Source organism: Alistipes sp. AF48-12 (assembly GCF_003477565.1).
Lineage (GTDB): Bacteria > Bacteroidota > Bacteroidia > Bacteroidales > Rikenellaceae > Alistipes_A > Alistipes_A hominis.
In genome coordinates this window covers 1-13061 of sequence record NZ_QUDJ01000033.1, presented here as the reverse complement: position 1 = coordinate 13061, position 13061 = coordinate 1, and the positions used below count along the sequence as shown (strand labels likewise).

The 13061-nt window shown below is 44.3% G+C and carries 10 protein-coding genes and 2 pseudogenes; 4 read left to right on the top strand and 8 right to left on the bottom strand.

The features are described 5' to 3' along the window. The 5 genes and pseudogenes from DW082_RS13690 to DW082_RS13670 all read right to left on the bottom strand — a co-directional run. Nucleotides 1-208: pseudogene (locus DW082_RS13690) on the bottom strand (plasmid recombination protein); the annotation flags it as partial. Nucleotides 209-425: 217 nt separating this feature from the next. Further along, nucleotides 426-1496, bottom strand: a complete 1071-nt coding sequence (locus tag DW082_RS13685) for a toprim domain-containing protein (RefSeq protein WP_118459091.1) — start codon at nt 1494-1496, stop codon at nt 426-428. Nucleotides 1497-1678: 182 nt separating this feature from the next. After that, nucleotides 1679-2884 (bottom strand): primase-helicase family protein, encoded by a 1206-nt coding sequence (locus tag DW082_RS13680; RefSeq protein WP_118459089.1) that lies wholly within the window; start codon nt 2882-2884, stop codon nt 1679-1681. After that, nucleotides 2877-3182, bottom strand: a complete 306-nt coding sequence (locus DW082_RS13675) for an AlpA family transcriptional regulator (protein WP_118459087.1) — start codon at nt 3180-3182, stop codon at nt 2877-2879. Before DW082_RS13675 ends, DW082_RS13680 begins: the two co-directional genes overlap by 8 nt. Nucleotides 3183-3325: 143 nt before the next feature. Continuing rightward, entirely contained in the window at nt 3326-4039 is a 714-nt protein-coding gene (locus tag DW082_RS13670) for a magnesium transporter (RefSeq protein ID WP_118459085.1), read from the bottom strand. Nucleotides 4040-4188: 149 nt separating this feature from the next. On the opposite strand from DW082_RS13670, the gene DW082_RS13665 reads away from it, so the two are divergent. Continuing rightward, nucleotides 4189-5424: a DUF2971 domain-containing protein gene (locus tag DW082_RS13665; protein WP_118459083.1), complete on the top strand. Its 1236-nt coding sequence runs from the start codon at nt 4189-4191 to the stop codon at nt 5422-5424. On the opposite strand, the gene DW082_RS13660 is transcribed toward DW082_RS13665, so the two are convergent. Continuing rightward, a complete protein-coding gene (locus DW082_RS13660) occupies nt 5421-6821 on the bottom strand; it encodes a site-specific integrase (protein WP_118459081.1) in 1401 nt (466 codons plus the stop codon). The genes DW082_RS13665 and DW082_RS13660 overlap by 4 nt on opposite strands. Before the next feature lie 398 nt (nt 6822-7219). Between DW082_RS13660 and DW082_RS13655 the strand changes: the two genes are divergently transcribed. Beyond that, the gene (locus tag DW082_RS13655) at nt 7220-8968 is read left to right on the top strand and encodes an ATP-dependent endonuclease (protein WP_118459080.1); all 1749 of its coding nucleotides are present in this window, start codon (nt 7220-7222) and stop codon (nt 8966-8968) included. A 24-nt stretch (nt 8969-8992) separates the two neighbouring features. Here DW082_RS13655 and DW082_RS13650 read toward each other — a convergent pair whose 3' ends face one another. After that, the gene (locus tag DW082_RS13650) at nt 8993-9556 is read right to left on the bottom strand and encodes a hypothetical protein (protein WP_147387062.1); all 564 of its coding nucleotides are present in this window, start codon (nt 9554-9556) and stop codon (nt 8993-8995) included. Nucleotides 9557-10138: 582 nt separating this feature from the next. Here DW082_RS13650 and DW082_RS13645 point away from each other — a divergent pair. Further along, nucleotides 10139-11032 carry a HEPN domain-containing protein gene (locus tag DW082_RS13645; RefSeq protein WP_118459076.1) on the top strand — a complete coding sequence of 298 codons (894 nt, stop codon included), beginning with the start codon at nt 10139-10141 and terminating at the stop codon, nt 11030-11032. A gap of 1 nt (nt 11033) precedes the next feature. On the opposite strand, the pseudogene mobV reads toward DW082_RS13645, so the two are convergent. Then, nucleotides 11034-12503: pseudogene (gene mobV / locus DW082_RS13640) on the bottom strand (MobV family relaxase). 172 nt (nt 12504-12675) lie between these two features. Here mobV and DW082_RS15230 point away from each other — a divergent pair. Continuing rightward, a complete protein-coding gene (locus DW082_RS15230; RefSeq protein WP_259335647.1) occupies nt 12676-12807 on the top strand; it encodes a hypothetical protein in 132 nt (43 codons plus the stop codon). Nucleotides 12808-13061: the final 254 nt, after the last annotated feature.

Genomic DNA, 13061 nt, shown 5'->3' with positions numbered 1-13061 from the left:
CTATCTTTCGTGTCAGCCCGGCGTGTGCCAGCCGGTAATTGATCGCCTGCGTCCGGTCGGCCACCCCTTCCGGGAAGGCGATCAGTTCCCGGTTCAGGTGCGTGCGCGACGGGTCGGCATTCGGGGGCATCTGCGTCCGCGCGATGTGGGCTGTCATCGCCGCTTCGTTACTCGGCGACTTATCTAAATGCAATACTACGTATCCCATATATTTTTCTCTGTCAATACGGTGGATGATTGGGTTGGCTGGTTTCGGACGCGGAGAGCGTCCGGCGGTCGTCTCGACCGCAGAGGGGGTGTCCAGCGGGGTTCTCCCTGCTGGCCTATTGGGGCTTTTTCCGCGTCGCCGCAGCGATGCGAAAAGAAAAAGCCCTAATAGGCTATGGCTTTTCCGGGGGCGTAAATGCCGCGGGTACGCAGCGGGGTTAGAACTTCCGACTGGGGCCTCTCTTTTTCGCCGGGGACGGGACTTGCGGAACAGCAAGATGTGCCCGTTCTGTTTCCTGATATTGCCGTTCGTGCGGAGGGGTTTGCGGGGTGGCAAGTCTGTTCTTTTCTGCATAGGCAAGCCTTCGTTTCTCCTGCCAGTAGTCGTTCAGGTCTTTGTGGTCGCGGTAAAAAACGGACTGGTCAATCACTTCGGACGAGGGTAAGGATTCTTCCAGTTGGGCCAACGCTTTCCGCCCCGCGTCATCGTTGTCGAGGAAGGCATGGATGACACTGTGGCGCGCGAGAAACGGAACAGCCTTTTGCAGATTCATTACCGAATTGAGTACGATGCTATCAATCGACGGCGACGGGTTGGCTTCGCCTTCCTCCTTTGCGCCTCGGCAATTCGCGCAAGCCCGATTGTTCTCGGCTTGGCGTCGGTTACCTTTCAGCGAGAGATAAGATAGAAAGTCGATAAACCCCTCGAACACTATTGCCGTGTCGCTGCCGTTGTCGAGAGTGGTAATATTCTTGGGCGTACTGCTTCCTTTGAACCGGGGATTACGCAGCTCCCAGCCTCCGGCATCGTTGCGGAACCCGATGGCGAAATACTCTTTGCCGCCGGTCGTGTAGCGCACCTCGCGGCAATAAGTCCGGGCGATGGTAGGGTCTATGCCTCGCCCTGTCAGGTAGCCGAGCAATGCCGGGTGGGTCAGTTCGCGGTCGGAGAGGATGGTAAGACGGGATGGTGTCAGCTCATTTACTATTAACGGTTCGGCATGGATAGGAACGAGCGTTCCGTGTTCGCCCGCCGCAAGCCTTCGGGCGGCCTCGACCTCGGAACAGCCCTCCATACGGGCCACAAGGTCGATGATCGAGCCGCCCTCACCTGTCCCGAAGTCGTGCCAGAGGTTTTTGTCGTAACTGACGCTGAAACTGGCGGTGCGTTCCTCACGAAGTGGCGAGAGGTACATGCCTCGGTTGCCGCGCTCCCACCGGGGTTTGATTCCCCGTGCCGCGAGGTAAGCCCGAATACTGATGCGTCGTTTTATTTCTTCGTAGTTCATGGTGGCGGATTTTTTGTTACTTCGTTACATTCTGCCTTCAACTTTCAGTAAACGAAAGGATTAAGGATAGTAACAGTTGCGTAACGTTTTGGTAAGTTGTTACGCGGCGTGTAACTAATTTATTTTGTTACACATTTGTTACGGGTTTGTAACGAGGTGTTGATTATTGATTTTCAATGATTTTATCCTTCACTGTTACAGAATAACAGTTTCTCAGCGATGAAACTGCGGGCGACTGAATAGGGTCTGCCGGTACGCGGTTCCGGGAACAGCGAACCGTCGCCGGAGAGACGGTAGGAGATGTAGCGAGTAACCTTTTCCGGTTTCAGCCCCCAACTATCCTGCAATACCCGTTTTATCTTTACCGGCTCGGTCTTTATATCCCAGACACTAAGCATATTCTGCATATCTTGTATGCAGAACACATATTCGTCCTTGTCATGCACCTGAAATATGTCCTCCAGTACGCCGAGCATTTCATTTTCGAGCTGTCCGCGATTATATTGGATAATACGGCGTAGGGCAGGTGTCGTGAGCAGTTCCGGATCGAACCACATTCGGCTGGCTTCCGGTACACTTAATTCCCGGTTAAGCAAAAAATGGAGAAAAGCAGGTATCTCCCGTTTCATCTTGTCGAGCAACCCCGTATCGTCCTTTTCGATGGGGCCCACTTTACGTACCCAATAGCGGGTTTCCCCCTGGTCGATGATCACAGGATTGTCCTCGTTGTTGGAACACAGTACGAACTTGGCGAAAAACTCGATCTCCAACCGATCTTTGCCTTTGGCTTCCAGTTTGAATGTCCGGGCCGTACTAAGTGTCTTGAACCTTTCGGAATCCTCCCGACGGTTCAGTAGTACTTCGTCGGTGGCGACAATCAGTTTGCTGGCCCATTCCGAATTGAAATTACTGCGAAAATCCTCGTTCGTATTGACGGTCATGTTGGCCCCAAAGATGGCTTTCAACAGATGGATGAAAGTCGTCTTACCCGTATTACGTTCCCGTGAAACGAGCAACAGAATCGGTAAACGCTGGCGTGGCCGACGGTAAAGCAATTGTAGGTAGTCATACCCCAATTCGATCTGCGGGCCGAAAATATGGGCCAGAAATGCCCGGATATGGGGAAATTCGCCCAGCTCCGGATGATATGGAATCGGCTCGTACATATTCAGGAAATTGCCGTACATCCGCTGATAATCCACATGGGCAGGGAAAAAGCAATAACCGTCGTATTTCTTGATATTGGCTACGAAATCTTTGGAATGATCCTGCCGGATGGTCTCTATATTCCACGGCAAGTATTTCTCCCGGAACTCACCTGTAGCGGTCGGCACACGGCACAGTTTCAGGTAGCACGTTCCCACACGGATATATTCTTCGTTATCCATGACGGCGCACTCCTTTTTTGCCGGTGCGGATCGCCTCGACATCATCCTTTTTATACCGCTTGCGTCCGCCGAACGGGAAAGACTTTATATACCCGGTCTTTTCCCAGCACCATAAGGTAGACGAGTCGATTCGCAAAACGGATAGAACCTCTTTGCGGCTTAAAAATTCTTCGGGAGGTGGTTCTTGCCGAACAGGTTTGAGGCTTCCCGATGCCTCTTTGAGAATCTCTCTCAGGTCGTCCAGTTTGACCGCTACGGTTACGTTCGCCCCGGACTCCAACAAATCTTTCAAACTCATAGTCGAATTTTTAGAGTGTTAAACAATGGGTTCTGAATCCGACATTCAATCGAATCCGGGGCAAATAAATAAGGAGATTTTTCGGAGAACAAAAACACTCGTTTTCTCCTTAAAATCTCCTTATAATCTCTTGAAAGAGGTGGTTAGCCGTTGTGTTCGGCCATGTATTTTGGGATATCCTCTATGTTAGGAATGGTGTATTTCTCTGTTTGATAGTCCCGCAGTTTTCCTTTGATATAAGAATCTTCCAAGTCGGACAAAGGGACAAATACGGCTTTTAGCCACGGCACGACATCCTGTTTCGGCTGTCCGAAATAATGAGCCATGTTCCATCCGAAATGAAACAGATCCGCATTTTTCAGTTTTTCGGGCCGGATGGGTACGAAATCTACCGGGTATGCTTCCTCTCGACCATAATACTCGACACACCGATCAAGCCGGACCAGTTCATCGGATGTTACATAAGGGCCTATTGTCCGATGAGTGTAACGCAGGAACAACTCTATTTTTTCTTTTCGTCGTTCGGCGAATTGCCTGTCTGCATCTTGTTTGATCTGCTCGACATTCATGACGGGCATGTTGTCGATTGATGGAACGGCTTCCGTTTCGACGGCGGGGCGTTTCGTCTCCGGTAACTTCCTTATAATCCACGGAATGATCGTATGGGAGAAAACCGACATAATAATCAGATACACCACCGCACAAACGCCAAGAACAATGACAAAGGTAAGATTCGCCGTACCAGCATCGACCCCTTGCCCCAACACCATCAGCCGTGCGACCATAGCCACGAGCAACCCGACGACAATCACTATTGCCAGCAAAATAATATGACTATTTATCTTGCGGTAATCCATATTACTACAAATGTAATAAATTACTGTTGAGTATCCTATATTTGTATTTTGTGTGATATAACTTTATTGGCTTTACTGGACGATAAATAATCAATATTCGCTTACAACTGGTTACCGTAAATTGTAAAAAATTGATCAAACAAGTAGTTATGGAATATTACAGGCAAAAACCATCTTTATATGTTGATTCGGATTATCGGAGTGTAAATTTTAATGGAGACTGGACTAAGCATTTTATTAACGATTATATTGATTCGATAGCGTCCAAAGGAGAAGTGCAAACACAGAAAGAATTTACTTCATTTAAAAACGAGCATCTCCCCAAACACCTATATAAATTTATGTCGCCTAATGTATATAATTTAATTAACCTACAACATCAGTCCGTGTATTTATCTTCGCCGCGCACTTTCAACGATCCATTCGATAGTTATGCCTGCATTGTTAGAGATTCATATCTTAAGATTTATATGCTAAACCGGATGAAAAATGAAGGCCTTGTCTCTAAAAACGGAAATAAAAACTCTATATCAGAAGAAGAGTATTGGGAAATCTTTCATTCTAAAGGAGAAAGCAAGTACCGATTTTCTCATAACCATGATGGTTTTTGGCATGTATTTCAGTCTATTGGCAAGAATCGGTCAGGTGATTTATTAATCAAAATGAATGATATTGCAATGGATGGATTACGCGAATGTGAGAGCAAAATTCAACACATTCGTAATATTCCATATCGTATTTCTTGCTTTTCAAATTTTCTAAATGAAGATGAACTTATGCAAAACACGACAATGTGGTCCCACTACGCTGATCATCATAAGGGTTTTTGCTTGAGGTATCAACTTAATTTTGATAATATTATTTTTAAAGATGCTATTTTATGCGGTCTTTTCCCTGTTAAATATACATCAAGAGTTCCAACGCTTTCTCCAAGAGAATTATTTAAATTTGATAACTCTGTGTTAACTCCATCGCTACGAAAAGCTATTGTGAAGTCATTGATAAGTAAATCTAAGTTTTGGAATTATGAAAAGGAGTGGAGGTTGATACTGAATGAAAATGATACGGCAATGTTGTATAATAACATTTTACCTTTTGTTAAAGCCGATGCAATATATTTGGGTTGTCGTATAGAACCCGCTATTCGTAAGTCGATTGTCAAATTCGCTGCGGAACAGAATATTGAAGTTTATCAAACTCGGCAGTGTGATGATAAATTCTGTTTAAGTTGTTACTCCATATCGCATAGCCATCACTATGACGAAAAGCATGAAATTGAACGACAGATATGGAATATCAAAGATTCCATAGAAAAAGGAGCGAGAATGGAAAAACTATATAAAGAGGTTTATCCAATAATTCCTAATACAAATAAAAAAGATTAATCTAAAAAACTTATCAGTTCTTTCTTCATATCCTCGTCGATATCGCGGTAACGAGCAAATGCCTTACTACCTTCTTTGTGTCCACTCAATGATCCCACGAGGTTGGGGTCTTTCACTTTTTTGTATATATTGCCGATGAACGTGCGCCGGGCCATGTGCGATGATGCAACCTCATATAATGGCTTCTGTACTTCCTGTCGGGTCTGCTGATCGAGGACGGTAACGATACGGTCTAATCCGGCCTTTTTGAACGCCTCTTTGATTTTCCGGTTGTAATGCTGTTCTGTACTGAACGGGAACAAACTCCCTCTGTCATAGTCCTGATATTTGGCGATCAGTCGTTTCGCGGTGTCGTTCAGCAGTACGCGCACGGTGATCGGCCTGTCCTCTTTCGTCTTTCTGGGAATATACTCCACCGCATCGTTAATAATACTCCGGTAGGTCATTTTATACAGGTCGCTGACACGACAACCGATAAGGCATTGAAATACGAAAATATCCCGCTGTGTTTCTACCTCCCTATCATTGGACATATCTGTTTCCAGCAGTCGATTCCTTTCTTCATTGTTGATATAGATAGGTGTGCCGTAAACAATCTCTCCAATCGTAAAATATTTGAACGGATTATTTATCGTGTAGTTGTTGTCGATAGCCCATATGATAAAAGCCCGGAAGCGGGTGAGCATATCCGCAACAGAGTTTTGCCCACGCGGTTTCGGCATTCCTTTGGGGATTTCATTGCCGTCCTTATCGAGAATCGGCGGACGCTTGCGCTTCGGTGTCAGTAACGCTATTTTAGCGGAATACGGAAATAGATCGTATATCTCCGGGTATTTCAAGAAGGCCTCTTGTTCGTTTAGCAGAAAGTTCTCGATCTGCCGCAATAGTTCCGGATTAAGATTGGCGAAAGTTATTTTGAAGCCCCGGTGTCCCTCTTTTTTCCAGTACAACTCGAACCGATGCAGGCTCCGCATGATTACTTTGAAATTTTTGCGTCGCGGCTCCGACAGTTTATGTGTGGTAACGTATCTTTCCATAATATCGAAAAACGAAACCTCACTTTCTTTCTGGGCTTTGGGCGGTTTATGGAATTTGCGAACTATTTTCTCAAGGAATGATTTATCGATAATTGATTTATCTTCCGCAGTCTGTACCTCTTTTTCAATATGCTCTGTTAAAGCCTTTAATTTGGTCTTTTTCTCCAAAAGCATTTCTCTTTCTTCACCGGGAATATTAGGTATGTTGATCTCGTTTTTCTTTCCCCACCGTTTAGCTTCTACCCAAATACCACTGCCGATACGGATTCTGTTATCCTTGCTGACATAAATCCTCATACAAATTTCCGATTCTCCGGCGGCATCTTTTTTTCTGCTGATATTATAATACGTCTTGCCCATATTTTTACTTTTTCGGCAAGTTATAATATCCTTCGGAATACACAAAATATTCCGGGCACTTTTTGGGCACTTTTGTTCCAAACTATCGAAAACAGTATAAAACACATCCAATGGAAATCAACTTTTAATTATTGATATATAGATATTTATGTATGTAATTCGATGGTTTGTATTTTGGTGATTTTTGCCGTTTCAAAACCGGCTCCGGGTACGAGAAATACCACTTAATCAATTGATTAGTGGTATTTTGCTTTTGTCAGGGTGTAAAAAAGGTGTAAAAATATCAAATATAATGTTCCCCAATCTTTATTATTAGACACAATTTGTACATATCCCGTTGTATATCAATGATAAATAATTTTTATCTTTGCCAATATAAATAAATATCTCATTAGTCGATGATAAAATCTATAACTCTTACCAATTTTAAAAAGTATAAAGATAAGACCATCAATTTAAAAGATGGGGTTACATTGTTAGTAGGGGGCAACAATGAAGGCAAATCGACAATTTTGCATGCTCTTGCTGTGTGGGAATTTTGTAAGAACTATTTAGAGCACATGCGAGGGAAAAATGCTTTATGCAGGGGCTATGCTGGTTCCGGAGTTGGAATGAATATAGATGATTTTTCTCCTGTAAATATCCCTGAATATAAATATCTATGGACTAACTTAAAACCCAGTAGTGGATATAATCTAAAAATCAAATGTTGTTGGGATACGGAAAACAAATTTAATAGATCATTGGAAATAGGCTTAGCTTTATCCAATGAAAGATTATTTATAAAAGTAACCTCAACAAATATAGAAGAAGATACATATATACCAAATATTGCATATCTCCCCCCATTTGCAGGGATTTCAGATAAAGAAAGCTGGCACTATCCAGCTGAAAGAAAAAGGCTCATTGGACGAGGATTAGCAGGGGCAGTACTCCGCAATACAATCATTGATATGTACAATGAAAATCAGGAAAGGCGTAAAAAATTAAAAGGAGATAAGCCCAAAATCGCTCCGAAAGATCTCTCTTTACACCGTCAAACAGATCCATTTGAACAACTAAATACTGTTATTTTTGACGTTTTCAAATGTCAATTAGCTCCAAAACCTTTTGACATATCATTTCATAATTATGTTAGGACTGATATAGTAAGAGGAGAAATGCATGGTGGACGTTTTAAATCCTATGGCAATTTTAAAAGTAGAGACATAATGGTAGAAGGTAGCGGTTTTTTGCAATGGCTAAGTGTTTATACTTTTGCGCTTGACAAGAATATTGATATTTTGCTACTTGACGAACCTGATGCGCATTTGCACTGCAGCCTGCAAACCACTTTAATATCCAAACTTGTAACAATCGCACATCATAATAAAAAACAGATACTTATTGCAACTCATTCGGTTGAAATAGTAAAAAATATGTCTTTTGACCAAATAATGGATGTGAATAAGACACAATGTAAATATTTAACAACTCCAGATCAACGTATTCGTTTACTTTCAGGTTTAGGAACAGAATACTCACCTATAATTAATGATGCACAAAAAACTAAAAACATCTTATTTGTTGAAAATGAAAGCGATGCAACGTTTTTGAAAATATTTGCAGAAACATTGCAGGTTGTATGGCCTAACAATCTTACAATTTGGCCAACATTGTTATCACACAAAGAAAGAAATCACACAATGATTCTCCTTAAAGATGAAATTGCCAATATTAAATCAATAAGCCTTATTGATTTAGACAAACAAGATTATAATACAACACTTCCCTCTCTAAAAGATAAGGTATACCCTGAAGATCAACCATTTATTCGTTTTAGAAAATGGCGACGTAGTGAAATTGAGAATTATTTATTAGTAAAGCCAGCTATGGCAAGAATAGCAGGCTACAAAGAAGATACCGTTGAAGAATTCTTTGTAAGTCATGGAATAGCATACCCTGAATTAAATAAATTCATACAATCAGACGTAGATGCTTGTACTAAGCCGTTATTTGAATCGAATGGGAAAGAAATTATTATGTCTTTCTGTCACGAAAAATTGTTTGATAAATTTGCATTGGCAAGAGAAATTAGAGCGAATGAAATTTGTGAAGATATAAAAACCATTTTATCCGAAATCACGACAATGTGTTCTCAGAATTAATTATTTATCTATATTTCGCCTATTTTATTTAACAGTATTTGTAAAGATTATATTATTTACAAACTCCTCTTTCTTAAACACAAACCGGGAAACGGGGCCTTTTTCCATATCCGACCAGTCGATGAATTCCAGTTCGACGGGCGTGAGTTTCTCGACCAGTGCGGGGTTGCCTTCCTCTAATAGCCAACCGTGTTCTTGGTCGAACGCATAAAGCACCGTAGCCACTTTTAGCCCTGCTTCGTACTGATCCAACAGGCCGTCCGGTTTAAATTCCCATACGAATTCGCCGGGGTTAAAATTCGCTCCCGGAACCCATGATCCCCGCCGTCCGCCGTCGTTCCAATAATCGAGCGTCTGTATCATCGCCCAACGGCCTATGATAGATACCTCCGTCTGTGGATGGGCTTCTTCTTTCGTGGCCGGATGGGGGCCGACACCTGTTAATAACCATTCAATACTGTACGCCGGAAAGACGTAGTTGATCCGGGCGGCCAGTTCCGGGATAATGCCGATTTGGGGGTGTTTCGTGTCTTGTATCATGTATGCTCGTCTCAGTCCGATACGCAGGGCTAAAGAATTCGCGCACAAAGTTTCGTTTTTTAAGTATCGTGGTAATGCGATCCCAAGGGGATAAGATAATATTTTTCATAAGGCTGTTAGATAATTAGTTTATAAGCGATTAATTATCCGCGCCCGAAAAGGATTTATGACATGCCGAAATTATTGGGGAAAAGGTCGTTCGGATATAGACATAAAAAGAGGACGCAGATTGATTCCTTTAGGAAGGCATTGGGATACCTAAAACAAGAAATCGCACTACGCCCTACGTTACGTCTCGGCACGAAAGGCCAAAACATAACAAGGGCTCGCAATCTCATACCTTGTTTTAACATACTTCCATAACGGAAGTTCCCAATGTTTCCTAAAGGTATAAAGAGTCGAGTCTCTTTATAATTAAATGTCTACGTCGTGTCGTAGTAGTTCCATAAAATCTGCATAGTTCTTGCGTTTTAAGTCTTTGTCTGACGACAGCACCGCTGCCCCTCCCGCAGACCGTCACGCACGAACTTTACGGATTCATACACAAAGATAACCACTCGCATGAAATTTCCAACACGATTTAAATATACTCCCGGAAGGATCGCCAATTATTTTGCTAACTTTGTGATTATGAAAAAATCGTTCGCATACCTGCCGGAGAACAAACAACGCGACTTGCGCCAACTGACGGAAATTATCCGCCGGGAAATAGCCGGATGCGAAATGATTATTCTGTTCGGCAGTTACGCACGGGATCGCTACGTCGATTACGACCAAAGGACGGAATTCGGCGTACGGACTTATTTTATGAGCGATTACGATATTCTGATCCTGACCGAAAAACGGATCGGCAATACGGAACACGCGCTGTATTCCCGGATTAGATACGAGTTTTTCCAGAACAAAGCCAAATTTTTCCATACTCGTCCGGAGTTCATCAATGAAAGTATCGGAGAATTCAACCACCAGATCGAAAAAAGCCGTTATTTCTTTACCGAAATCAAAGAGCAAGGTGTAATGCTTTACGATTCAGGGCGATATAAATTGGCCCGGCGGCACAAACTGGACTACAGCGAAATCCGGGATATGGCGCAGGAATATTTCGATGATAAGTTCCATATAGCCAATAGTTTCGTAAGGAGTGCCAAACATGATATTACCGATCAGGAATTTAAAATGGCCTCTTTCCATCTTCATCAGGCCGCAGAAAATTTTTTGCGGACGATTCCGATGGTTTTTACCTTGTACGGTTACAAAGAGCACGATCTGGAATTTCTGACCGACAAGGCCAGAACGCATACCTTGGAAGTTTGCGACGCTTTCCCGCGCAACACGTCCGAAGAGGAACGCTTGTTCAAACTGTTGCAGGACGCTTATGTACAGGCCCGTTACAATAAAAATTTCGCTGTCACGAAAGACGATATAGACGCGCTGACCGTGCGCGTGGAACGTCTGCGCGACATTACCGAAAAAGTCTGCAAGGAAAAAATAGCCGAATACGAACGCCGTAACCGCGAGGAATAAATTATTTCGGTTTTAACCCTTTGTTTTGCCGGGGTTTCTCCGACTGTTCGGTACGAATTCCCAAACGGCTGTATAATTCGTTCCGTTTCTCCCTGAACCATGATACGTGGCTTGCGCCGTCGATATGTAAATTCACTTGCTCCATGTTTTGCGGATCATATTTCAAGTGTGCTGTCGATCCGGGTGTTTCAAAATCCATTTTGAACTCATGCGAATACAGTTTGCCGCTGAAACGTATCGGTTTAAACGTAAAGAGTTCCTTGATCTGTCCGACGGCGAATCCGATTTTCTTCAGAAATTTCGCCTGTCCGAGCCATTGTTTTATATATGGGAAGAAGTAATATATCAACTTTAAATCGCCGCGCAATGTTTCTGTTTCTTTGTCCTTCTCTGAAATCTCTTTGGCGTGGTCGGTTTGCATCGTTTGAATATGCACTTTCAGATCGGCGATCGTTTTAGCCTGAGCCTGCTTTTCGTTTTCAAGGGTTTCGATCCGCTTTTCATACCGTGCGGGCTTCGGATCGTGAAAGAAAGAGCCGATCCGTCCGACCGCTTTCGCCGTTGCTTCGACTGCCGCGCCTTTCAGTTTGTCGGTTTTGATTTCGCGTTTGGTCTGTTCCAGTTCCTTTTGAGCCGCACCGAGTTCTTCCGACTTCCGCCGGGTTTGTTCGGTAACTTGTTCGCACGCTTTTTCCGCTTCCGTTTTAAATTCTTGCAGATGTGTAATATCCTGTTGAATAACTTGCTTTTGCAACAGAGCCTCCTCAACGTCCTTTTTAATATTATCCTGCTCCAAAAACAGCTCACGGTAAAACTTAGAAGCGGGAATATGTTTGGCTTCCGAACCCTCGATGCCGCGTTGCAGACCGTAGACTCGCATTGCCTGTGCATAGGTGTCCTGATATGTTTTCAGTTTCGGTCGGGCCATTACATCGTCGGCGCATAGCCGGGCGCTGTCGGCGCTTTTCTTCCGGTATTGTTTTTTAGGCTTATCATCGGGCGTTGGGGGGGGGCCCGTTTTTGTTTTTTGTCCGGCTTTGCGACGTTCGCCCGTTACGATGGGGACGATCGTGGCATGGATATGCGGCGTTGTTTCGTCCATGTGGAGTACCGCCGAAACGATATTTTCGTTTCCGAACGTTTTGCGAAGTCAGTCGAGATTATCGGCACACCAACGGTCGAGTTGTCCCGCAGTTTCGATCCGTTTCATATCCTCGCGGCTTCCGGTCAATAGCCCGCGAATGGCCCGGACTTGGTTCGTCCCGATTTTGCGTTTTAGTCCGGCATGGTCGAGCCGGTGTTGGATCGCCTGCGTTCGGTTCGTGATGCCTTTCGGAAATTCGATCAATTCCCGGTTCAGGTAGGTACGGGACGGATCGGCGTTTTTCGGAGAAATTCTCCGCTCGATATGGGCAGACATGGCGGTATCTGTCCCACGCGCTTTATCGAGGTGCATGACTGCAAATCCCATGATTGTGATTTTTCAGGTTGTCTGGTTGCTGTTGTTTCGCCCGCAGAGGGCGCATTGTTTTCGCGGCGTAGAGCCGCGCCGAGGGGTTTCCAAAGGGGCGCAGCCCCTTGGCTTATTGGGGCATTTTTAGCGACGGGAGTACTGTCGCGTTAAGAAAATGCCCTAATAAGCTATGGCTTTTGTAAAAGCCATGCGGGTGGTGCGGGTGGATTTGTTTTCGGGGCGGTGGTCGGCGGTCGGATATGGGGTGGCGGTGTTTTTTCGCGGAAGGTTGGTGCTCCCTGTCCGGAGAGATCCCCAATAATCTCGCAGGACAGGGAGCCTCCAACCTCTTTCCGGTTATGGGGACACCGCCCCGCCTATCCCAAACGGACTAATTTTTGCCAAAAGAATTTACCGCGTAGTTCGCGGCTTGCTGAGTTCGTTCGGCAGCGGTTTGGATTCGGTTTTGCAGAAGTCAGCTTTCCAGTTCGGAACGATTGAAAAAGATGTTTTTCCCGTTCGGCTTGTAATGCGGTATGCGGCATCCGCAGGTTAGTTTGTACATGTACGACCGGG